Here is a 20,061-nt window from a genome sequence, read left to right on the forward strand (position 1 = left end):
TTTCAAAAGGAAGCTGGAGACACTTTTTATGAAAATAGGTCTTTTCGGTCAGTTCGGCTCCGGCAACACCGGCAATGACGGATCGCTTGAAGCGATGCTGCAGCTGTTGAACCGCAACTGCCCCGGCGCGCAATTCATATGCATCTGCTCAAGACCGGACATTATTGAAGAAAAGTTTCAGATTGAGGCTGTTCCGGTCGGCCAGCCTGCATCAGACAACGCGTTCTTTCGGGTGCTCAATAAAGCTCTGTTACAGCTGCCGCGCCGCCTGAGCGGATTTTTCGCAGCCATTTCACTTGCGAGCGGCATGGATCTGATCATCGTTCCCGGAACGGGTATCCTTGATGACTTTAACGAAAATCCCTTTGGCTGGCCTTTTGCGGTTTTGCGTTGGTCTGTCGCGGCAAAACTTGCAGGCACACGCTTTGCTTTTGTCTCAATCGGCGCTGGTCCCGTCACACATTCTTTGAGCCGATGGTTCCTTCGCAGAGCATCCAAAATGGCAACCTATCGGTCCTATCGCGATCAGGTTTCCTATGATTTCATGAAATCGCTGGGTGTGAACACCGGTAAAGACCGTATCAGCGCCGACATCGCTTTTTCGCTGCCGACACCGGAAGATGAATTGCGCAACTATGCCGACCAGCGCCTCGGGCTGGGCGTCATGACCTATAAGGGCTGGAAAAAACACGCCCGCGATGGGGAGGCGATTTACGATCACTATCTCAACAAGATGACCCAACTGATCAGCGAACTCTTGCTTGATGGGAGACAGGTGCGCTTACTCACCGGCGACAAAGGCGATCTCCAGGCCGTTCATGATCTTTTACAGCGCCTTCCACCAGCCACTGCACAGAAAGTCATTTTTGAGCCGGTCGCTTCGCTGCATGATCTGATGCAGCAGATTGCCAAAACCGACATCGTCGTGGCCAGCCGATACCACAATATCGTTTGCGCGCTCACTATGGGAAGGCCTGCAATTTCAATCGGCTATGCACGCAAAAACGACGCGCTTTTGATTGACACGGGCTTACGCGAGTTCTGCCATCACATTGAAAATTTTCATCCGCAGACATTGCTCACCCAGATCGATACTATGTTCAGCCGCAGGGAAGAGCTTGCAAAAACGGTCAAAGACGGTGTGAAGCTTTACCGTGAGCAGCTGGCCGATCAGGAAGAGATGTTACGCGTCGATCTGCTTCAGGTGTGCAAATTGTGAACGTCGCTGCCGACGCTGGAACAGATAGTCAAAAGGCGGCATAACGGCCATCGACGGATGACGTTTTAACGCGCAAGCCATGAGCGATGCGGCCCCCTTCTCTCCCCTGACCAGACTGGACAATGCCGACCAATAAGCCCGCTTTGTCAGGCAATCCCGAGCAGCCATAAAATTCCGCGCCGCCTGGGGGAAGGTCATACCCTCATTTTCAAAAAATGAGCGAAAAGCGTCTTCAAACTCATTGTTCCAATGCATAATGCCTGCAACATTTGCAGACTGGTTTTTGGAGTGAACACGCACATAGGCTTGCACGCTGTCAGTTGAGGCCACGCCACCCAGCAAAGCCAGCCGCAACCACATTTCAAGATCATCTGTGTGTGGGAGTTTAGGGCGATAATAGCCAGCCTCTTTTTGCGCTGACGTTCGCACCACAGCCGTTGGACCATAAACCGGATTAAAAGCATGTTTACAGGCGAACGTGATGAAATCGGCACCTGAGCATATATTCCAGTTTCCCTTGCCGATATGTGGAAGTCTGTGCGGCGGTTTCTCGTTTTCCGAGATTTTCTCAATCGCGCCGTGCGCGAGATGAATGTCAGGATATTGCTCAAGCATAGAGACTGCACGCGCCAACGCGCCGGGAACAAGCAGATCATCTGCACACAAAATCAGGAAATAATCAGACCGCGCCCAATCAATCCCAGCATTGAAGGAGGCATGCGGCCCGACATTTTTTGACCGCAACAGCAGGTCGACCCGCGTATCATGCGCCGCCAGATCGCGGGCCAAATCTGCACTGTCATCCTCGGATGCGTTGTCAATAATCAAGAGTCGCAAATCAACGCCGGTTTGAGACAACACGCTGTTGCTGCATGCCGTGAGGTAACGTGCATAATTATAGCTTGGTATGACGACATCAATCGTTGGAAGATTGCTCATTAACGGCTCACTCTGCAGGTTCAGAAAGGTGTCTTGACGCGCTGAAACGGCTTGCAAATCTTCCAAGCAGCCAGCGCAAAACCGGCACCACTTCCTCCTTGAAAGGATGGCGTGCCACAAACAATGCCAGAAACCAGCTTGCGAGCGCAGTGACGCCCATAGCCAGCGCCCTTGACCAGTGCATTTCAAGACTAAACCCATCCATTGCGACCAGAAGCAGCGGGCCAGACAAGGCCAATATCGTCACCAGTGCGCTTTTCATCAGTTCTTTTCCCAGAACACGATAGGAAAAGGGCGCATGTTTTCGCACATAAACAACAGCAACAACCATCTGAAATGGCAGGCTGATGAACTGGCTTAATGCCACAGCCAACAATCCATGGAATGCGGCGAGGCATAAAATTGTTGTCGCAACCAATCTGGAGATGAGATTGGATACAAACGCTTCACGATTGGCACCAAGCGCCATCAGAAGCGGATATGTCAGAATAACCGGAAACCAGAACAGGCTTGCAAGACTTGTGATGGAAACAATCAGCGCTGCTTCCGTCCAGCCCGGTCCCAGAATAATTTGCACCGCCGGATAAGCCAGAAGTGCGAGCAAAACCTGTGCGGGCCAATAGACCACAGAAATATAGGACAAAGCGCGGACATAGGCACGGCTGACATCGCCGCCTGCGCGCACATGTGCCGAAAGCATCGGAAACGCCACGGTAAACACCGCGGACAGAAAGATGCGATCCGGCAATCCGCTCAATGTATTGGCGCGATTATAAATACCAACCGATGCGATCGGCATGAATCGTCCAAGCATGAGCTGCGGGAAGGTTTCGCAGATTTTGTTCAAACCCGCATTGCCACCCAGATAAATGCCGAAACGCCACGCCGTATGGATGCTTGCAAGGGAGGGACGCAACAGGTGTTTTGGCGGATAGATTGCCATGGCAAGACCAGTTGTCGTCAATGCGCTGGCCAGCAGGCCGAATGCAAAACACATATGCCCGAAGCCAAGAGCGGCCATCGCAATGGTGACGGCAGCGCCAAATCCTGATCCGGCAGTGCGAATACGGGCAAGTCTTCCAAATGCCATTTCGCGGCGCAACAGCGCCACCAAAGGCAATGACAGACTTTCGACCAGCGCGGCAAGGATTGTGATGTCAAGGAAAAGCAAAAGCGATGGCTCATGATAAAACGCGGCAAGATATTCCCGCGCCAGATAAAGCCCCGCTGACAAAACAAGCGTGACCATCATCAAAAAAGTCATCGAGGTTCTGATGTCGTGATCCCGAACCTTGTCGATGCGGATAAGAAATTCGGGGCTGGCAAATTCGCGAAAAGAAAAGACGATCGCGCCGATACTCAGGCCCACAACACCAGCACCCGTTTGCGCAGGACCTAAAAAGCGGGAAACAGCAATCACCGTCAGAAAGTTAAACAGCAGGCCTGCATATTGTTCGAGGGCTGCCATGAGAATGCCCCGGCGGCGTCCACTCATGACATGCTCCTGTTACAGGGCTTTATGCTGATCTGTGGGTTTGTTTTCAAAACACTCTATCCCCCCGGACGGCGCAAAAGCAGCGAAGGCCGCTTTACTGCATGGCACAAGAATAGACATTTGCAGCCCATGGGAAATGTGGCCCTTGGTGTTAACCCTTACCTGAAAGGAGTATGGGCAGCACTTTATAGCCAAGTCGCCGGTGCCCGTCTGAGCCGTTAAAAATTGACTTCGTGTTAATTTTGCATGTGCTTGGGAGGAAACATGATCAGCCTTTTCTGGATCACGCTTCTGGCTTTTGCTTTATCGGTTGCATTCTGTCTGGGATTTCGCGGGTTAGCGCGCGAATGGCATCTCATCGATATCCCGAACACGCGTAAAACACATGACGGTCACGTTCCGCTGTGCGGCGGAATTGCGATTTTCCTGTCATTTTCAGCGGCCGCTTTTCTGACACCCGCCATGACGGGATCAGCCAATGCCAGTTTCTTGCTGCCCGGCCTTTTTCTGATCCTTGTAACCGGCGTGCTGGATGACAAGTTTAACCTGCCTGTTGCACCCCGCCTTGCAATACAGGTGCTGGCCGCTTTCATGATGATCGGCATGGCTGGGCTGACACAAGTCCATCTCGGCTTTTCTTCCGGTGTCATGGACGCCGTAGCGACGCAGGTTCTCACAGGACCACTCTTCGTGGTTCTGGTACTTGCTTTTGTGGTTGGTGTCGTCAATGCGGTCAATATGAGCGACGGTGTGGATGGCCTGGCAGGATCTGCAAGTGCGGCTGCTTTTTTCTGGCTTGCCGTGATCAGCTTCAGCATTACGGAAAACCGCATCGGGGTGCAGAGCTTAGCGCTTTCGGCAGCCTGTATCGGCTTCCTTGTTTTCAACATGCGTCATCCATGGCGCGCAAAAGCCAGCCTCTTTCTGGGCGATGGCGGCAGCACGTTTCTGGGCGCGGCCCTTGCCGGTATAATCCTCATCCTTTCCGACATGCACGCAGCCACTGCCTTTCCGATCCTGATATGGGTGGTCATTGTGCCGGTCATCGATACGCTCAGCCTCATCGTGCGGCGGCTTGCGGCACACAGAAGTCCGTTTTCTCCAGACCGGCAGCATCTGCACCACCTTCTTCTTGATAACGGCTTTTCCGACAGCCAGAGCGCAATGGCTATCATGGCGCTCAACTTTTGTGCCGGTGCCGCAGCCTATGCAGCCATACGTTTTGAAATACCGGCATGGTCAATGCTCGTAGCGCTCATTCTGCCAGCCATTGCGCATAGTGCATTCGTGCTTCGCACCAACAGAACGCTACGCCCCATTGCGGTGGAAGCCGCGCCGCCAGCAAAAGCCAACATCACTTTCCCAGAGGCAACTTCATGAGTGTTTCCGTTCTCATCATGACATTGAACGAAGAGGCCAATCTGCCTGCTTGTCTCGCCTCACTTGACTGGTGCGATGATATTGTCGTGCTTGATTCATTCAGTGACGACCGCACAGTGGAAATTGCAGAAGCCGCAGGCGCGCGGATTTTTCAACGATGCTATGACACGGAAGACCGGCAGCGCATGTATGGTCTTACCGAAATCCAGTTCAAACATAGTTGGGTCTACACACCCGATGCAGACGAAATAACACCCATAGATTTACGCGACGAGATGCTGGCGATCGCATCCGATCCGACGCGACCAGAGGTCTTTTTCAAGGCGCGTTACAAAAACATGTTCATGGGACGCTGGATCAAGCACGCAAGTCTTTATCCAACATGGATTACGCGCTTGGTGCGCCCGGATCGTGTGCGTTTCGAGCGCTCGGTGCATTCACGCGCAAGCGGCGGCCCGGAAGGCGCGTTACAGGCCCATTTCATCCACTACAGTTTTAACAAGGGGCTTGAGGCCTGGTACGACAAACATAATCGCTATTCATCGGCAGAGGCTGATCTATCATCCAATCGCCTGCTTGAGCGCAAGATTGATTGGGGCGGTTTATTATCAAGCACGCCGGAACGGCGTCGGCGCGCCCTAAAATCGCTCTCTTATCACATGCCTTTCCGGCCCTCACTGCGCTTTCTTTATATGTACCTGGTGCGGCGCGGATTTCTTGATGGAAAGCCGGGTTATCTCTATTGCAGGCTTCTCGCGGCGTATGAGTTTATGATCATCATCAAGATGGAGGAGCAGCGGCGCAACCTCTTGCGTGTGAGGGCAGAAACGCCCGCCCGGCATGGTGCTGAGAGCAATGAACCGGAACGGCGTATGGTATGATGCTGCTGATTGTCTTTCCTTGTGCCGTTCTGTTCGGGCTTGCTGCAATGTTCTATGCAGAACCTTTGCTGACATTGCAGGATGACGGCAGCCGGGCAGATGTCATTGTTGTACCCGGCGGCGATGGCCCGCCACGCGCCGCACAGGCAGCAAGACTTTGGAAAGAAGGCCGTTCTCCCTATATTCTGATCACCGGCGATGGTGACTGTCTTTTCAACAAGCAGATCATGGTGCGCGATGGCGTGAACCCTTCGGCGATTTTTATCGAATGCCGTTCGGGAAGCACCTGGCAGAATGCCTTTTATTCAGCACGCGTCATGCGTGATATACACGCAAAAAAGGCCCTTATCGTTACAAACTGGTATCATTCGCGCCGGGCCATCGCGAGTTTTCGCGCCGTCTGCCCGCAAATGCATTTCAGCTCGGCCCCTGTTGGCGGCGATGGCAGGCAAGTCGGTTTTCCGACCACCTCTGCTGATATGGAGCTTATCGCAAAAGAATATGTAAAACTTGGCTGGTACTTAGCCTCTGGCCGCATTTATCTTTCAGACCTTGTGGCGGACGCGACCTCGTTCAATGCTTCCAATCTCTGTGCGCTCTCCGGGAGCAGCGGATGAACATATCGCTTACATGGATTTTTGTCGGGCTGGTCGCATGGTTTCTGGCAGGCGGTCTGCTGTTTAAAGCAGAACGCATGTATCAGTTTCCGTTTCTGGCAGGTGTGATGACTTTCGGCTTCCTGTTGCCGCAGATCCCGGCACTAATGTACGATCCATTTTTGCCATCGGGCGCTTATGCCAAAACCATGCTCATGGGCATACTGTCGCTTTTAATGCTGGCTCTGGGCTGGCGCATGACCAACCGCCCCATCGGGGTGCTTCGTATGAGTTTTAGCGAGCGGCGGCTGATATGGGCGGCCGTGCTGCTGTCGGCCTTCGGGGCTGTCTTCTATTTCCTGTTAAGCCGCCTCCCCGGCGATATATCCATCGGAATGCAAATGACGGGTATGCCGGTTGTTTATCTCTTCTTTGCGCAGCTCATGCCCTATGGCCTTGCGATCGCCCTGCTTTGCTTTGCACGCCGCCCTTCATGGCTTGCTCTCACCATCATCATTTTCGATCTCATCTTCTATCTTGACCGCATTCTTGTAACCGGCAAGCGCGCCGAAGCGATTCAGCTTCTGCTGATGATATTGCTGCCTTTCTGGTTCTACCATCGACTGGTCGTGCCGCGCATTCTGATGGCGCTGGGGATTCTCGCAGGTACGTTTTTGATGACAAGCATGGGCGATTATCGCCAGATTACGCGTGCGGCCTCGGGCTTCGTTCTCGATGACATCATGCAGATCGACTATGCGGCTAACTTTACCGAGACGCTGGAGCGTGGTGGTCTCGAAATGCGCAATGCGGTGCAGCGCATCGACGAAATCGACCGGCGGCTTGAATTCGATTATGGCAAATTTCACTGGAACCGCGTGATTTTTACGTTTGTTCCCGCACAGCTTGTCGGCGCAAAACTGAAAGAAGCGCTCCAGTTCGACACGCCCAAACCGAGCCGCGATTATAATCCACTCACCGGCACCACTGAAACAGGCCTGGTCGATGCCTTTGCATCCTTCTGGTATTTTGGTGCGTTTAAATTTTTGCTTCTGGCCTGGGGCATGAGACGGCTGTGGGAAACCGCAATGGCGGGCGAAATGCTGGGGCAATTGATCTACATGCTGTCCATTGTGCCAGCTATGCATGCCATTTCACATCAGACAGACTGGGTTATTCCGGTATGGATTCATATGGCGATCTTCCTCATTCCGGTTTTATGGCTTTGCCGCATACACAACCGCTCGGTAAGCCTGCCAACCGCTTTGCAACACACTCCGACAATTCCGCAATTCATGTAAAGGATGAAATCAATGTCCATTGCATCGCGATCAGACAGCCACATCACGATAAGCGGTCGCAAGGAATCTTCCCGCCCCATGGAGGGAGGAGCGACTTTCACGCTCAACCACCGTTTGCAGCGCCTCTGCTGGCAGGTGACATGGCTTATGCTGGCAGCATGGACGCCTTCTTTTCTCTGGCGTTGGCGCGGGGCAATATTGCGCGCTTTTGGCGCCTCCATCCACAAAACAGCTATTGTGCGCGGCAGCGCGCGCATCTGGTGGCCTAAAAATCTGGTGATGGATGCACATTCCTCGCTTGGACCGGGAGCACTTTGTTACAATGTTGCGCCCGTCACGCTTGCGCCCTATGCCATTGTTTCGCAACGCGCACATCTTTGCACAGCAGGACACAACATCGATCAGCACGGCTTTCCGCTGACCGCCTCTCCCATTGTGATTGGGGCTTGCGCATGGATTGCCGCCGAAGCTTTCGTCGGACCGGGTGTAACAGTGGGTGAAGGTGCTGTTTTGGGTGCAAGGGCGGTCAGCTTCCGCGATATGGAACCATGGATGGTTTATGCCGGCAATCCCGCAAAGCCAATCCGTGCACGGCGGAAGTCAGCCAGTTAAAGCATTCCAGCAAAAGTACGAAGCGGCTTTGCGTGAGACGATGGGGAAAAACAAAGAGATAAAACTTATGCAGACGCAACTGAGTTAAGCCTGCCCAAACCGGAAACGCTCCCTTTGTTGGGAACTTTACAGTTTTGATAGGCATCAATGGTCTGAAGGGCAATGCGCGGCCAGGTATAATTCTCACGCACCAGACGGCTGCCAGCAGCGCCCATCGCGCCCGCAAGATCTCGATTTTCAAGGATCGCAATCAACCCGGCTGCAACATCGTGAGCGGAAAGATTACACACAACACCAGCGCCTGCTTGCGCGACTTCCGGAAAGTGACAGGCCTCGGTGATGACCACAGGCACGCCACAGGCGAGCGCTTCGGTAATCGCGACGCTAAACCCTTCCTGACGGCTGGGGAGACAAAAACAGGCAGCATTTTTCAGTGCTGCAATCTTTGCCGGACCGTAAAGTCCACCGGTCACATGCACGCGATTTTCAAGACCGGCCTGAGCAATGCTTTGGCGAAATTCGGCTTCCGCACCGCCATTGGGTCCTGCAACCACGAGGTCAATTTCAGGAAACAAAGGCGCGATCTGACGAAAAGCATCAGCCAGAATGTCGAGACCTTTCTTATAATGCAATCGGGACAGAAAAAGCACAAAAGGCCGATCAGGCAATCCAGCCCTGTCGCCTTCACCGCCCTCAACTTCATTGAGGAATATGCCGTTTGGAATAATGATTGCGGGCGGCCTCAATCCCAATGGCCGCATCAGGTCGATTTCGTCCTGATTAAGTGCGTGAATGAAGGCTGCACCATTGAGCATTTTGCGAAAACCAAGCTTTAAGGCGAGCTGCTTCTTCCATGATTTTTGCTGCATACTCCATAGATCGAGCATCCCGCAACAGCATATGCAATAAGCCACCGCATAACGCCGACAAAGCATCGCGGCTCTCAATAAGTTGGTTTCCCAAACGCCATGCATATGCACAAAATCTGCTGCGCATATAAGCGCCGTCATCGCCTTTGATGCGCGGCTCCCCAGCAATTTTTCCCGAATATCCGGCATGGGCAGCAGAAATGTCCGCACCTTTACAAAGTCAGGGATCGTAGCGGTCGCCTTCGATGCACGGTAATTCACCTCGTCGTCGCTATAGCTGACAATCGTTACCTCATGTCCGAGCGCGGCTTGCGCCGCAGCCAGACGCACGACAACGGCCTGCGGACCGCCTTTGGCGGGATCAAAAGACCCTATCACATGCACAATATTCATGAAGCAGCCCCTGCTGAATAGTGAGATAAGGCTTCAACCAGCCGTTCGCCGTAGCGAACGACCGTAAAATCACGTGCTCTTTCACGGGCATTGACGCTCATTCTGGAGAGGGTTGCGGGACTGTCCGAAAACTCGCGCAGAATTTCGACAGTCTCATCAACATCGCGGATAGGCACAATGTACCCATCTGTTCGATGGCGCACGACGCTGCCGGTGTTTTCAGTACAAATAACCGGAAGCCCCGCAGCCAATGCCTCGTAGCAGGCAGTTGCCGAACCCTCGCACAGCGATGGCAACAAAAACACATCGGCCCATTGAAATTGCGCTCGCATTTCGCTGCGCGGGATTGGGCCAGTCAGTTCAACCACATTGCCAAGCTTTTCCTGTGCAGCCGGCTGAATATCGACGGGCCCCACCATACGAAACTGCGCTTGCCCGATGAGTTTTCGTGCAACCGCGCCCACATAGGGCGAGCCTTTTCGCAAACCCACAGCGCCCACTGTCAAAACCCGCAATGGTCCCGGTTCGCGCTGGCGCGGCCCGATCAAAAAACGGTCATCGACCCCATACGGCACAACAATCACTTTCTCGCATGCACAACCCGCTTCAATGACATGCTTTGCGACAAAGTTTGAAGGACAAATCACGGCATCCGCGATCTGCCATTCCGCCTTTTCTCTGGCAGCAAATGCCTCGGCGTTTACGTCATCCGCAACTGAGAGTTGCCAACCGGGGTTTAAAATCTCTTCTTCGCAGGCCAGTTGGTCCACAACGCCACGCGGAGCAATCATCTGTTCGACCGCCGTATAGAGACCCTGCTTTTTTGCAGCGCTTAACAATTCATAGGCTTCACCGCTAAAGGCATAGACCCCGCTGGCTCCGTGAAATCCGCTTGCTGCAACCAGTTTGCCAAATGTTTCACCTGCCCAGATCGCATTGGCGGTGGATTGTGGCCCGGTCTGATGCGAAAGCCTGCGGACCGCTGAATGCAGGCCGAAACTTGGGAAGGTCGTCATCCTGTCCTGCGGAATATCCTGCGGCGTGCGCCCGATCAGCCGTCGCACCGATGCAGGCAACACCGATGAGGGCAGACCATTTAACAATCGCGGCCACCCCTGAAGCGCGCAAATATCGGTATAAAAATGCGCAAGTTTCTGATGACTGGCAAAAATGCGCGGTACAGCATAGTGCATACGCGCGCCGAGTTGACTGACAACAAACGAGCCATCCATCACAGTTTCTCCGCGTGAAACGGGCGGTCGAGAACAGGCATCGCCGTGAACCCGCTTTTCTTGCCGATGCGCCCGACAGCGGACTGCCAGACAGCCGCACCGATCTCTCTTGAATAGGCCGTCTCCATCAAATAACGGGCATTGTTGCCCATCGCGTTGCGATTGATCTGCGAGTTTCGCAGCAGCAGCACCGCGCTTACCAGCATCTCCACCTCACCCGGACAGAGCGACAGACCGCAGTGAAAATCACGCACGACATTGGCTATTTCGCCCTCAGGATCACCGATGAAAATCGTTGGGCGTGCGGCAGCTAAAACGCCATAGAACTTGCTGGGAACAATGCAATGTTCAAGTGCGGGTTTCAGCGAGACAAGATGCACATCCGCCGCGCTCAAGCTCTCTGAAAGTTGCTCGACGGGCTGGAAAGGCTTCATGATAACATTGGTTAATCCGCGCCGCTTCACCTCGCGCTCGACATAGCCGCGTTGCTGCCCCTCGCCGACCATCAGAAATGCAATATCAGGGATCGTTTGAAGCTGTTCTGCTGCATCGAGCACAGTGCCAAACTCGTGCGCCCGGCCAAAATTTCCCGAATAACCAATCACGAATTTGTCTTGAAGGCCCCATGCATGCCGCAATGTATTTTCGTCGCGACGGACCGGCAGGATTTCGTTCTTGTCGGCCCAGTGATGAACAACGGCCAGCTTTTCTTGAGCAATGCCTTTGGCTGATAAAAACCGCGCCATGCGTTCAATCGGGCAGATCGTTAGCGCTGCTTGCTGCATCGACCAGTTGCGCAAAGCAACCGCGAGCCTGCCCGACATGCTCTTGTGTTTCATCAACCCAAGTTCAATGGCCGTTTCCGGAAACAGGTCCATAACCCAATTGACAAGATGTGCGCTGCGAAACCGGATCGGCAGCGCCGCTGATACCGAAAGCAAAGGCGGGTCTGTGCAGACCACGCAAAGATCATCTTTTTTGGCGTGGGTCGCAAACCATGCGGCCGCGGAGAGGTGGAATGTCGCGTAATCGACCGCACGTCCCATAAGCTTTTTGCGGCCAAAACCCGACGTCCAGATCCTGTGCACATCGATACCGTCTATCGTTTCACGTGCGGGCAATGTCTCTTTGCTTTTATCGTGATAGCTGCGGCTGGCAAGAACCGTCGTCTGAACACCTTCGCGCACCAGTTCATGCGCAAGACTTGTCACCATTCGGCTCGTCGCAGATTGATCGGGATAAAAATACCGGTTGGCAAGCACGACACGCATGATTTTGGCTTCCTGTTGCTCGGTTACCAACACCATGGCGATACCCTCTCCCATACCGCAAGAAGCCCAATCGCATAGGAAACATACTCCGCAGGCGAGATGCCTACTTCTTTTGTTGATACAGCGCATGTTCCGCACTTTGTCATGCTCATCCTAAGTGGAATGGAAAGCGCCTCACATACCGTTTTGAAGCCGTTATGCCGGGCGCTCAAATCGCTATCATGGCTGTATCGAACTCTGGTCGGAGGAAAAACCTTGCAGGAAAAGACAGCTCTCATCATTGGCGTGACTGGACAGGATGGTGCCTATCTCAGTGAGCTTCTGCTCAACAAGGGATATCGGGTGCACGGGCTTAAACGGCGGTCTTCTTCGTTCAATACTTCGCGTATCGACCATCTCTATCAAGACCCTCATGAGGAGGAGATCCGCTTCAAGCTGCATTTTGGCGACCTGACCGATGCGACCAATCTATGCCGTGTCATTCAGGAAGTGCGTCCCGACGAGATCTATAATCTTGGTGCACAAAGCCATGTTCAGGTGAGTTTTGAAACGCCGGAATATACGGCCAATGCAGATGCACTGGGGACGTTGCGTCTGCTTGAATCCATGCGCATTCTGGGGTTGGGCGATAAATGCCGCTTCTATCAGGCATCAACATCCGAACTGTTCGGCAACAGCTCGCCCGATGCCCAGAGCGAGCAAACACCGTTTGCGCCGCGCAGTCCCTATGCCACCGCAAAGCTTTATGCCTATTGGACGACAGTTAATTATCGCCAGGCCTATGGCTTTCATTCCTCAAACGGTATTTTGTTCAACCATGAAAGCCCACTGCGCGGCGAAACATTCGTGACACGTAAGATCACACGCGCGGTTGCTGCCATCGAACGGGGACTTCAGGACAAATTGCGGCTTGGCAATCTGAACGCGCGACGCGACTGGGGCCATGCCCGCGATTATGTTGAAGGCATGTGGCGCATTTTGCAGGAAGATGTGGCCGATGATTATGTGCTCGCCACGGGCGAAACCCATACAGTGCGTGAATTTGTTGAGCACGCGTTCAAAGCCGTGGACAAGCACATCGAATGGCATGGTGATGGCGTTGACGAGATCGGCCTCGACCCAAAATCCGGGCAATGCCTGATTGAGATCGACCCACGCTATTTCCGCCCCAACGAAGTCGATTTTCTGTTGGGCGATGCTTCCAAGGCAAAGAACCGGCTTGGCTGGCAGCACACCACCGGCTTTGAAAATCTCGTCACCGAAATGGTTGACTGGGATATGCGCAACATCATGCGGGAGGCTGGGCGCAATGATTTCTATGGCTAATGAAATGCCTCGCCCTGTCTATGCGCTGTCGGGCAAGAAAATATTCGTTGCCGGTCACAGCGGCATGGTGGGGTCGGCAATTTTGCGACGTCTTCAATCGGAAGATTGTGACCTCATAACCATCGCACATCATGATCTTGATCTGACACGACAGAGTGCGACGGAGCAATTTATTGCGCATCACAAACCCGATGTTATCATTGTTGCAGCGGCGCGGGTCGGGGGCATTCTCGCAAATTCTGAATATCCGGCAGATTTTCTTTACGACAACCTCGCCATCGGCATGAATGTCATTCATGCGGCCCATGTCTCAAATGTGAAGCGCCTGCTCTGGCTTGGATCAAGTTGCATCTATCCCCGTGATGCGCAACAACCGCTCACCGAATCCGCACTTCTAACGGGGGCACTGGAACCCACCAATGAAGCCTATGCCATCGCAAAAATCGTGGCATTGAAATATGCGGAAGCCTGTTCGCGGCAGTTTGGCAATCATTTCATGACCGCCATGCCGACCAATCTTTATGGGCCGAACGATAATTTCGATCTCAACACGTCTCATGTTTTGCCGGCACTGATGCGCCGCATTCATGAAGCAAAGATCAACGGTTACGATCACATCACGCTTTGGGGCAGTGGCAAGCCCTTGCGCGAATTTCTGCATGTCGATGATCTTGCGGATGCGTGTGTGCATTTGCTGCAATTCAACGACAGCATTGAGCCCATAAATATCGGCTCCGGTGAAGAGGTTTCGATCCGCGAGCTTGCCTTGACGATCGCTGATGTTGTGGGTTTTGAAGGCAGGCTGGACCATGATCTGAGCAAACCCGATGGAACCCCGCGCAAGCTTCTGGACACGTCCAGGATGCATGCGCTGGGCTGGAAGCCGAATATTCGCCTCAGAGATGGCATTGCAAAGGTTTATCAAGCCTGGGTCAAAGACGGTGCGGCGTCCATCGCAGCGTGAAAGGCTCCGCACCAAATATAAAAAGGCGCTTCATGAATGTGAAGCGCCTTTTGGTTCAGTGATTTTCAAATCAGTGCGTTATGACGGTGAACCGGTTAATTGGCTCATATCCAGCTCAACGCGCAGAATATCACCGGGTTTGATTTCGGTGCGTTCATTGGCAACAATATCTTCAAAGGCGCCGCTGACATTGCGGCTGATGGTGAAGACCAGTTTGCGGCGCATATCTGACGATGAAATATTACCAGATGACTTGGCAATTTCAGCCATGGTTTGAAGTTGTGCATTGGCACGCAATTCCATACGCGCAATGTTAAGATCCAGTTCCTGCAAACTGTTTGCCGCCTCGCTTTTGCGCACTTCTTCCAGATTGGCGATCCGCTGTTGAACTGCGAGTTGATTTTGTCTTGCACGGGCCAGAAACGATCCCAGTTCCAGTGCATCCCGGCGGGTTGCCGAAAGATCGCGTTCCATATCGCGAAGATTGGATTTCGCAGCCAGTCCACGATCAACAAGGGATTTGCTTGATTCAACATTTTCTTGCAGCAATTGAATTTCTGCATCGTGAAGCTTGATACTTTGCTGCAGCGTCTGGATTTCGTCGCCATAGCTTGCAACCTGCGCTTCCAGTGCCTGACGCTCCGCCGCCAGATTGCTGCGACGCACATTGAACAGGGTCTTTTCACCATCCAACATATGCTGACTCAGCGCAGTCGCCTGTTTATTGCCACCCGGTTGATCCGGCAGGTCATATTTAAAATCAACCCCGTTAAGCTCAGCCTGAAGACGCACCCGGCGGATGCTTGTTGTGGTGATCTGCATTTGCAAATCGGCATATTCCTGTTGCGCCGTGATAAGCTGCATGCCCGCTGTCACCGCAGGCGCTTCGCCTTTGCCGGCCCCGCCACCCAGCGCCATCAGTTGAAGCGCAACCATTCCCGGGCGAAATTCATATTTCCCCGGAGCCTTCACATCGCCAACGATGAAAACCGGCGCATATTGATTGATCGTCGCCGTCACGGTCAGTCCCGGAATGTGTTGTGAAAGCACGCTTCCGATTTTTTCACTGATCTGCGGGGTTGTCAGACCGATGACATTGATATTTCCAACCACCGGATAGCCAATATTGCCGTCCACATCGACAGGATAAAGCCCAGTGAGAGATGGCTGGCCATAAACGGTCACCTGCAAAACATCATTCGGGCTCACGCGATAAGCCTGTGCTGGTGCCTCCGTTTGTGCGTGCACGACATGGCCCACACCAAGAATGATAAAGCCTGACAGCATCGTCGCCCGGAATTGCGCCATCAAACGAGCGTGTCTGGATATGCTTGATCTCTTTAGCATTTTTGAACCCTCAGGCCCTATCTTGGGCGTTATCAGTAGCTCTGTTGCGCCGCTTTATTGCGGCGCGCAGAAATGCCCCTGTTCGTCTGCCCATGGGTCGGCAATAAGCCCAGACAATATTGATCCAGCTTCGATAGGAGGTCGAAACCTGGTTCACCACAGCAAGCGCAGGTTTGCGGCCCATTGCCGCCATTGTCTGGATCAGCGCATGATTTGCATGTTGATCCTTGTGCCCCGGTTGCACGACCAGAAGCGTGGTATCGGTTGCCCGCGAGAGCAGAACCGCGCGCTTGTCTTCCATTACGGCAGGCAGATCGACGAGGATAATCTTGTGATCCGCACGCAATTGAGAAATCAGTTCCGCAAGCCAATCTCCCTCCTGCAGATGATCGCCCGGCGTAATGATGTCGATCCCCGAACCGTGATCATGAATAAGCGTTGCGCCTGAAATCTGGCGATCCGTTGAAACGCCCCCATAGCCAGTTCCGGGCAGCCCGAACGCTTCGGAAAGCCGCGAATGCCGGTTGGTGGCATCGATCACGGCGACGGCCACACCCGATGCCGCAAATTGTTGGGCGAGTGCTGTTATAAGCAGCGTTTTCCCTTCATTCTCAGTGAGAGACACCACGGAAAGAGCCAGTGAATCGCGGCCACGCGTGAGCATGCGCAAACGATCATGCACCGATTTTATTGCACGTCCGAAAGCACTGGTCGGATCAAGTCCACGGTTGACGAGAAGCGGCACAGTCAGCTGGTTAGAAAGCGGCAGCAAAGTTGCAGCCGGAATTCCGGGCAGCGTAAAGGAAGCGGTTTGTGCCGGACGAATTTTGTCGAAGGTCTCCCGCAATACAGTACCCACGAGCGATACCATTGCGCCAAGCCCCAAACCCAGCAACAGCCAGTTTGCAAGGTTGGGGCTGGCTTTGGCCATGGCGGGTTCGGCAGCCGAAATCATCTGTGCTTCGGGCACCGCAATGCCGTCCTGCTCGATGAGTTGCTTGTAACGCGTAAGATAACTCTCATAGACCGTGCGGCTTGCATTGGCTTCACGGTCAAGCTGCACGGCTTTGACCTGCGCCTTATTGGCCTCGCCCAGTTCTGCCTCAGCGCTCCTGAGCGCGGCTTCAAGCCCTGTGCGCCGTTGCCGGGCAATCTGAATTTCATTGCCGAGACTTTTGGTGATTTCGTCAACCTGCGCGGTGATCTGCTGCTTGAGCGCCTCACGCTCCGCTACAAGAACCGGGATTTCAGCACTCTTCAAGGCGCCGTTTGAGCGCAGTTCATCCAGCTGGCGCTCGACCCGCGCCTGTTCGTTGCGCAGGGACTGAATGGCAGGCGACGCCAGAACCTCGGTCAGGGCTGGCGCTTCATTTTTGTTTTTAAGAGACTCTGCTGTACGAAGCCGTGCTTCGGCAAGCGATACCGCACCTGTTGCAGCCACGATTTCGGTGTTCAATGCGGCGACCCGCTGCGCCTGAAAACTGATCTGGCCCGGATCACCGGCAAGGCGCGATTTCTGTCTGAAATCTTCAGCAGCACGCTCGGCATCTTCAAGATTGCTGCGCAATGTCACAAGCTTTTCGCCGAGCCATTCACTGACACGTCGCGCAGCCGATTGCTGCACATCAATCTGATGTTCAAGATAAGCCGTCACAAAAGCATTGGCGACCTGGGCCGCATAAACCGGATCGGATGCGCGATAAGAAATGAAAATCGTATAGGAACGCCCATCATTGTTGACGCGCAAACGAGAAAGCAGAAGATCAATGCGCTGCCTTTCGCGCGCAACCGCATCGACGTCTCGCGCGCCCCTGTCCTGCGTCGCACTGTGTGCCGCAGAAGAAAGCACCGTGCGCGAACGAAACTCCGTCGGTACGAAAATATTTTCGGACTGCAGAATGTCGATAACCTTGCGTGCCATCATGCGCGAACTGATAATATCAAGTTCAGACCGCAGAACCGGGCTGTCCTGCGGCAAAGGTGTAATCGCGCTCTCATTTGGAAGCGCCTGCACGCGTCGCATATCGAGCACCAGTACCGATTCCGACACATAGCTGACAGGTGCCGTGAGGTAACCTGCAAAGCCGATGCATGCTCCCGCCACGACAGGGACGATCAGCAAGAGTTTTCTTCGTTTTACGGTTTCAAGCAGCTCAGCCAGCGGCTGACGCGCGCTCCCTGATGAAACATCGGAGATGATCACAAGAAATCTCCTTTAAAGCGCATCCCGAGGCATCCGAAGTGATCTTCGGGTAAGAAGCGCGTTAAAACAATTGGTTAAGATTGTGCGGTGGGGACGGTCGACGCTTATTGCAGATCGGAAAAGGATGTTTCCGAAGGGAACATCTCGTTGATAATGCAGGCAACCTCTGTCCGGTTGGACGCCTTCAACTTCTTCATGATATTGCGGATATGGACCTTGACCGTGCTTTCACGAAGCTTGAGCTCATACGCAATAATCTTATTCGCCTTGCCGCGACGCAGCGCATTGACCACTTCCGCCTGACGCAGGGTAAACATACCACCCAGAGGCTGGAGCCGGTGCGAATTGGGGTCGGTCGCGTGACGAAGAGCCAGCACGCTGCTGGCAGGAACAAAGGTGCCGCCAGCCATGGCAAGCCGCAGCGCTTCCACGCAGACATTCACATTGACAGAGGTCGGGATATACCCTTTGACACCGTAATCGAGCGCTTTGAGAACCTGCGAAATATCTTCTTTGTCCGCAAGAATAATCACCGGAGCGGGCGCGCAATCATTGACGATGCGGTTGAGATAATTGCCGACCGCAGGGTCCGAAACCTTCTGACCACCAATGTTGAAAAGGACCGCGCGGACAGTGCGTCCACGCCGCTGATGCTGCCATTGTTCAAACGAACTGAACGTGGCAATCGACATTTCAATACTGTGGTTGTTGAGCCCATGTGCAAGGCATTCACGATCCAATGCACGGTTATCGATGATAACAAGTAACGGTAGAATACCATCAAAAGAATCTGCTGATTTTGATGATGAATCTTTCGCGATAACCTGGCTTTTATTATTATTTTCGCTGGTTCTGCTGTTAAAACTCGGAGAAACGTTCATCTTTTTGCCCTCTAGCCCCTTTTAAGCGCACGATTCATTGCTCTTAAAACGCAATGAGTTAAGCGCAGCGGCCACCTGTTTATGATTTCCGAGAGGTTTATTTTAAACCTCGTAATCAATTCTTATTTTTTATTTTGTTAACCAGAAGATTGCCCGAATTTTAAAACAGTGTCATTAACCTAGATTAGGCAATTACGTGAAATATGGTTTAGGAAAATATTATAAATATACGCAATTAGTGGTAGAAATTACTACCTTGTCAAAATAGCAGCGCTCGCTGACATTTATGGAAGCGCTTCGGCCCCCAAACGATCACTAAAAATCGAATCGCTAAAGAAGCAATCTCCAATTTTTGGGCGGCGGCAGGACGAATGCCAATGATTGTGAATGTTGACGATTCAAAAACACTGCGCCATTTTCTGGAGAGCCCGCCAATTGGTGCGGTTTTTGAAGAAAACGACTTTAACGTTCTTGGTGCGCTGCCCGTATTGGTGAAAACCTATGCACCCCACACCATCGTCAGCAGTCAGGGCGACTGGGCAAACTCGCTTCACATTATCAAGAGCGGCTGGGGATGCATCTATCGTGATCTGGCCGATGGAGATCGCCAGATACTCGACTTTCCCATGAAAGGGGATTTTCTGGGCTTCCGCACGGGCATCGGCTTTAATTACTACACTTTGATTTCGGTGACCGAAATGTCCGTTTTTGAACTTTCTCTCGACCACCTGACGGAATGTCTTGTGAAATCGCCGCGCCTGGCCATGACTTTTATAGAGCTGATGGCGCGACAGCGCGCCATTCTTGTTGAACATGTCATCAGCATCGGGCGGCGCAGCGGGCTGGTACGTGTGGCGCATCTATTGCTTGAACTCGGGCATCGCGCGCGTTTAAACGGCACGGGCAATGCGGTTTCCTTTTTTTGCCCCCTCACCCAGACAGAGCTTGGCGATGCACTGGGGCTAACCGCCATTCATATCAACCGTATGTTACGTGAGCTGCGTAGCGATGGCTTGCTGACTTTTCGCAACAATCTTGTTGAATTTCTCAACAAGCCGGCCCTCACGCAAATTTCCAGCTTCGATGAAGACTATCTCAATATGGAAATCTTCCCGCGCTTCCATTTGACCAGCCCGCGACACCGTTGAACAC

At 53.2% G+C, this 20,061-nt stretch carries 17 protein-coding genes; 9 read left to right on the forward strand and 8 right to left on the reverse strand.

What is annotated here, in order from left to right; translation table 11 throughout:
* Positions 1–28 precede the first annotated feature (28 nt).
* Complete coding sequence (locus OPR82_RS18905; protein ID WP_265986442.1) at positions 29–1,219, forward strand: polysaccharide pyruvyl transferase family protein; 1,191 nt, start codon at positions 29–31, stop codon at positions 1,217–1,219.
* Here OPR82_RS18905 and OPR82_RS18910 read toward each other — a convergent pair.
* Together OPR82_RS18910 and OPR82_RS18915 are read right to left on the reverse strand one after the other, a co-directional pair.
* Entirely contained in the window at positions 1,184–2,158 is a 975-nt protein-coding gene (locus OPR82_RS18910; protein WP_265986443.1) for a glycosyltransferase family 2 protein, read from the reverse strand. The two genes, OPR82_RS18905 and OPR82_RS18910, sit on opposite strands and share 36 nt — an antisense overlap.
* A gap of 7 nt (positions 2,159–2,165) precedes the next feature.
* The gene (locus OPR82_RS18915) at positions 2,166–3,653 is read right to left on the reverse strand and encodes an oligosaccharide flippase family protein (protein WP_265986444.1); all 1,488 of its coding nucleotides are present in this window, start codon (positions 3,651–3,653) and stop codon (positions 2,166–2,168) included.
* A 264-nt stretch (positions 3,654–3,917) separates the two neighbouring features.
* On the opposite strand from OPR82_RS18915, the gene OPR82_RS18920 reads away from it, so the two are divergent.
* Genes OPR82_RS18920 through OPR82_RS18940 form a run of 5 tightly spaced genes read left to right on the forward strand, consistent with a single transcriptional unit; the run spans position 3,918 to position 8,423 of the window.
* A complete protein-coding gene (locus tag OPR82_RS18920) occupies positions 3,918–5,033 on the forward strand; it encodes an MraY family glycosyltransferase (RefSeq protein ID WP_265986445.1) in 1,116 nt (371 codons plus the stop codon).
* Positions 5,030–5,914, forward strand: a complete 885-nt coding sequence (locus tag OPR82_RS18925; protein ID WP_265986446.1) for a glycosyltransferase family 2 protein — start codon at positions 5,030–5,032, stop codon at positions 5,912–5,914. Before OPR82_RS18920 ends, OPR82_RS18925 begins: the two co-directional genes overlap by 4 nt.
* Positions 5,914–6,531 carry a YdcF family protein gene (locus OPR82_RS18930; RefSeq protein WP_265986468.1) on the forward strand — a complete coding sequence of 206 codons (618 nt, stop codon included), beginning with the start codon at positions 5,914–5,916 and terminating at the stop codon, positions 6,529–6,531. The genes OPR82_RS18925 and OPR82_RS18930 overlap by 1 nt, the downstream gene beginning before the upstream one ends.
* Positions 6,528–7,811, forward strand: coding sequence for a hypothetical protein (locus OPR82_RS18935; protein WP_265986447.1), 1,284 nt, complete (start codon positions 6,528–6,530; stop codon positions 7,809–7,811). The genes OPR82_RS18930 and OPR82_RS18935 overlap by 4 nt, the downstream gene beginning before the upstream one ends.
* Before the next feature lie 12 nt (positions 7,812–7,823).
* On the forward strand, positions 7,824–8,423 hold the full coding sequence (locus OPR82_RS18940) for an LbetaH domain-containing protein (protein WP_265986448.1): 600 nt from the start codon (positions 7,824–7,826) through the stop codon (positions 8,421–8,423).
* 65 nt (positions 8,424–8,488) lie between these two features.
* Here OPR82_RS18940 and OPR82_RS18945 read toward each other — a convergent pair whose 3' ends face one another.
* From OPR82_RS18945 to OPR82_RS18955, 3 genes are read right to left on the reverse strand one after another with little or no spacing between them, the layout of a single operon-like run.
* Positions 8,489–9,685 carry a glycosyltransferase gene (locus tag OPR82_RS18945; protein WP_265986449.1) on the reverse strand — a complete coding sequence of 399 codons (1,197 nt, stop codon included), beginning with the start codon at positions 9,683–9,685 and terminating at the stop codon, positions 8,489–8,491.
* Positions 9,682–10,917, reverse strand: coding sequence for a glycosyltransferase family 4 protein (locus OPR82_RS18950; RefSeq protein ID WP_265986450.1), 1,236 nt, complete (start codon positions 10,915–10,917; stop codon positions 9,682–9,684). The genes OPR82_RS18945 and OPR82_RS18950 overlap by 4 nt, the downstream gene beginning before the upstream one ends.
* The gene (locus tag OPR82_RS18955; RefSeq protein ID WP_265986469.1) at positions 10,917–12,188 is read right to left on the reverse strand and encodes a glycosyltransferase family 4 protein; all 1,272 of its coding nucleotides are present in this window, start codon (positions 12,186–12,188) and stop codon (positions 10,917–10,919) included. The genes OPR82_RS18950 and OPR82_RS18955 overlap by 1 nt, the downstream gene beginning before the upstream one ends.
* Positions 12,189–12,443: 255 nt before the next feature.
* Between OPR82_RS18955 and gmd the strand changes: the two genes are divergently transcribed.
* Together gmd and OPR82_RS18965 are read left to right on the forward strand one after the other, a co-directional pair.
* A complete protein-coding gene (gene gmd, locus OPR82_RS18960) occupies positions 12,444–13,514 on the forward strand; it encodes a GDP-mannose 4,6-dehydratase (RefSeq protein ID WP_265986451.1) in 1,071 nt (356 codons plus the stop codon).
* Positions 13,498–14,478, forward strand: a complete 981-nt coding sequence (locus OPR82_RS18965; protein WP_265986452.1) for a GDP-L-fucose synthase family protein — start codon at positions 13,498–13,500, stop codon at positions 14,476–14,478. The genes gmd and OPR82_RS18965 overlap by 17 nt, the downstream gene beginning before the upstream one ends.
* Before the next feature lie 78 nt (positions 14,479–14,556).
* On the opposite strand, the gene OPR82_RS18970 is transcribed toward OPR82_RS18965, so the two are convergent.
* The 3 genes from OPR82_RS18970 to OPR82_RS18980 form a co-directional block, all read right to left on the reverse strand.
* Positions 14,557–15,825: a polysaccharide biosynthesis/export family protein gene (locus OPR82_RS18970; RefSeq protein ID WP_265986453.1), complete on the reverse strand. Its 1,269-nt coding sequence runs from the start codon at positions 15,823–15,825 to the stop codon at positions 14,557–14,559.
* Between the two features lie 10 nt (positions 15,826–15,835).
* Positions 15,836–18,028, reverse strand: coding sequence for a GumC family protein (locus tag OPR82_RS18975; protein WP_265986454.1), 2,193 nt, complete (start codon positions 18,026–18,028; stop codon positions 15,836–15,838).
* 104 nt (positions 18,029–18,132) lie between these two features.
* Positions 18,133–18,909 (reverse strand): response regulator transcription factor, encoded by a 777-nt coding sequence (locus OPR82_RS18980; RefSeq protein ID WP_265986455.1) that lies wholly within the window; start codon positions 18,907–18,909, stop codon positions 18,133–18,135.
* A gap of 377 nt (positions 18,910–19,286) precedes the next feature.
* Between OPR82_RS18980 and OPR82_RS18985 the strand changes: the two genes are divergently transcribed.
* Positions 19,287–20,057 (forward strand): Crp/Fnr family transcriptional regulator, encoded by a 771-nt coding sequence (locus tag OPR82_RS18985; protein WP_265986456.1) that lies wholly within the window; start codon positions 19,287–19,289, stop codon positions 20,055–20,057.
* Positions 20,058–20,061 lie beyond the last annotated feature (4 nt).

Origin of the sequence: Ochrobactrum chromiisoli (genome assembly GCF_026241335.1) — a bacterium.
Taxonomy (GTDB): domain Bacteria; phylum Pseudomonadota; class Alphaproteobacteria; order Rhizobiales; family Rhizobiaceae; genus Brucella; species Brucella chromiisoli.

Coding starts and splice junctions, on each gene's coding strand:
- OPR82_RS18905 (WP_265986442.1), top strand. CDS start 29: ATGAAAATAGGTCTTTTCGGTCAGTTCGGCTCCGGCAACACCGGCAAT.
- OPR82_RS18910 (WP_265986443.1), bottom strand. CDS start 2,158: ATGAGCAATCTTCCAACGATTGATGTCGTCATACCAAGCTATAATTAT.
- OPR82_RS18915 (WP_265986444.1), bottom strand. CDS start 3,653: ATGAGTGGACGCCGCCGGGGCATTCTCATGGCAGCCCTCGAACAATAT.
- OPR82_RS18920 (WP_265986445.1), top strand. CDS start 3,918: ATGATCAGCCTTTTCTGGATCACGCTTCTGGCTTTTGCTTTATCGGTT.
- OPR82_RS18925 (WP_265986446.1), top strand. CDS start 5,030: ATGAGTGTTTCCGTTCTCATCATGACATTGAACGAAGAGGCCAATCTG.
- OPR82_RS18930 (WP_265986468.1), top strand. CDS start 5,914: ATGCTGCTGATTGTCTTTCCTTGTGCCGTTCTGTTCGGGCTTGCTGCA.
- OPR82_RS18935 (WP_265986447.1), top strand. CDS start 6,528: ATGAACATATCGCTTACATGGATTTTTGTCGGGCTGGTCGCATGGTTT.
- OPR82_RS18940 (WP_265986448.1), top strand. CDS start 7,824: ATGTCCATTGCATCGCGATCAGACAGCCACATCACGATAAGCGGTCGC.
- OPR82_RS18945 (WP_265986449.1), bottom strand. CDS start 9,685: ATGAATATTGTGCATGTGATAGGGTCTTTTGATCCCGCCAAAGGCGGT.
- OPR82_RS18950 (WP_265986450.1), bottom strand. CDS start 10,917: ATGGATGGCTCGTTTGTTGTCAGTCAACTCGGCGCGCGTATGCACTAT.
- OPR82_RS18955 (WP_265986469.1), bottom strand. CDS start 12,188: ATGCGTGTCGTGCTTGCCAACCGGTATTTTTATCCCGATCAATCTGCG.
- OPR82_RS18965 (WP_265986452.1), top strand. CDS start 13,498: ATGATTTCTATGGCTAATGAAATGCCTCGCCCTGTCTATGCGCTGTCG.
- OPR82_RS18970 (WP_265986453.1), bottom strand. CDS start 15,825: ATGCTAAAGAGATCAAGCATATCCAGACACGCTCGTTTGATGGCGCAA.
- OPR82_RS18980 (WP_265986455.1), bottom strand. CDS start 18,909: ATGAACGTTTCTCCGAGTTTTAACAGCAGAACCAGCGAAAATAATAAT.
- OPR82_RS18985 (WP_265986456.1), top strand. CDS start 19,287: ATGATTGTGAATGTTGACGATTCAAAAACACTGCGCCATTTTCTGGAG.